The following is a 1981-nucleotide window of genomic DNA, read 5'->3' on the forward strand; positions in this document are numbered from 1 at the left end:
CGATCCCCAGGGCATGGAATGCGGTATGCGCGATGGCGGCGGCATCGAGTCCGGCCTCGTGATACTGGACGTCCTGGGTGTTGTGGTCGATGAAGCGGTCGGGCAGGGTCATGGGGCGGAAGCGGATGGTGTCCAGCAGGCCGGTGCGGGCCAGATGGTGCATGACGTAGGCGCCGAAGCCGCCCTCGGCGCCGTCCTCGACGGTCAGCAGGACGGCGTGGTTGCGGGCCAGCTGCTCGATCAGCGCGGTGTCCAGCGGCTTGGCGAAGCGGGCGTCGGCCACGGTGGGGGGCAGGCCCCCTGCGGCCAGCATGTCGGCGGCCTTCAGCACCTCGGCCAGGCGGGCGCCCAGCGACAGGATGGCGATGCCGCCTTTCTCGCGCCCGGCCTGGCGGCCCATTTCGCGCACGATGCGGCCGCGCCCGATTTCCAGCACCGACCCTTTCTCGGGCAGGGCCAGGCCCAGCCCGTTGCCGCGCGGATAGCGCAGCGCGATCGGCCCGCCATCGAACGCGCAGGCCGTGGCCGTCATGTGCAGCAGTTCCAGTTCGTCGCTGGGGGCCATGATGGTCATGCCCGGCAGGCAGCCCAGGTAGTTGATGTCGAACGCCCCGGCATGGGTGGCGCCGTCGGCGCCGACCAGCCCGGCGCGGTCGATGGCGAAGCGCACCGGCAGGTTCTGCAGCACCACGTCATGCATCACCTGGTCGTAGGCGCGCTGCAGGAAGGTGGAATAGATGGCGCAGAACGGCCGCAGCCCCTCGGTGGCCATGCCGGCGGCGAAGGTCACGGCATGCTGTTCGGCGATGCCGACATCGAAGAAGCGGTCGGGGCAGGCGCGGGCGAAGGCGTCCAGCCCGGTGCCCGAGGGCATGGCCGCGGTGACGGCGACGATGGTGTCGTCCAGCTTCGCCCGGCGCACCAGTTCGCGGCTGAAGACCGAGGTGTAGCTCGGCGGGCCCGGGGGGGCCTTCTTCTGCTCGCCGGTGACGACGTTGAATTTGGCGACGGCGTGATACTTGTCCCCCGCCGATTCGGCCGGGCGGTAGCCGCGTCCCTTCTCGGTGATGACATGCAGCAGGATCGGGCCCTTGTCGTCGGCGTCGCGCAGGTTGCGCAGGATCGGCACCAGCTGGTTCATGTCGTGCCCGTCGACGGGGCCGACGTAGTAGAAGCCCAGCTCCTCGAACAGGGTGCCGCCGGTGATCATGCCGCGGGCATATTCCTCGGCCTTCTTGGCGGTGCGCTCCAGCCGTTCGGGCAGGCGGCGGGCGACCTTGCCGGCCAGGTCGCGCAGGCCGAGGAACTGGCGCGAGGACATCAGCCGCGACAGGTAGTTCGACATCGCCCCGACCGGGGGGGCGATCGACATCTCGTTGTCGTTGAGCACCACGATCAGGCGCGAGGCGCCGGGGCCGGCGACCGAGGCATTGTTCATCGCCTCATAGGCCATGCCGGCCGAGATCGAGCCGTCGCCGATGACGGCGACGACGTTGCGCTCGCGGTACGAGGGGTCGTGTTCGGCGCGCAGATGGTGGGCGACGGCCATGCCCAGACCGGCCGAGATCGAGGTCGAGGAGTGGGCGGCGCCGAACGGGTCGTATTCGCTCTCGCTGCGGCGGGTGAAGCCCGACAGGCCGCCGGGCTGGCGCAGGGTGCGGATGCGGTCGCGCCGGCCGGTCAGGATCTTGTGCGGGTAGGCCTGGTGGCCGACGTCCCAGATCACCCGGTCGGCCGGGGTGTCGAACACCGCGTGCAGCGCCACCGTCAGCTCCACCACGCCCAGCGACGCGCCGAGATGGCCGCCCGTGGTCGACACCGCGTCCACCGTCTCGGCCCGCAGTTCCTCGGCCAGCTGCTTCAGCTGCTCCACCGACAGGTTCCGCAGGTCCGCCGGGCACGATACCCGGTCCAGCAGCGGAAAACGACCGTGCGTCGGAACCGTTCCCGCCTGCTGCTGCCCCTCTGACTTCTGCTCGGT

Annotated in this window: 1 protein-coding gene; it reads right to left on the reverse strand. The window is 70.5% G+C overall.

Translation table 11 applies throughout. The annotated features are described in order from the left end of the window. Positions 1-1918: 1-deoxy-D-xylulose-5-phosphate synthase (gene dxs / locus HLH34_RS19025; RefSeq protein WP_183121129.1), on the reverse strand; the 1918-nt coding region annotated here is incomplete at its 3' end. Positions 1919-1981: the final 63 nt, after the last annotated feature.

The sequence above is a fragment of the Gluconacetobacter azotocaptans genome (assembly GCF_014174355.1).
In the GTDB taxonomy this organism is placed as follows: domain Bacteria; phylum Pseudomonadota; class Alphaproteobacteria; order Acetobacterales; family Acetobacteraceae; genus Gluconacetobacter; species Gluconacetobacter azotocaptans.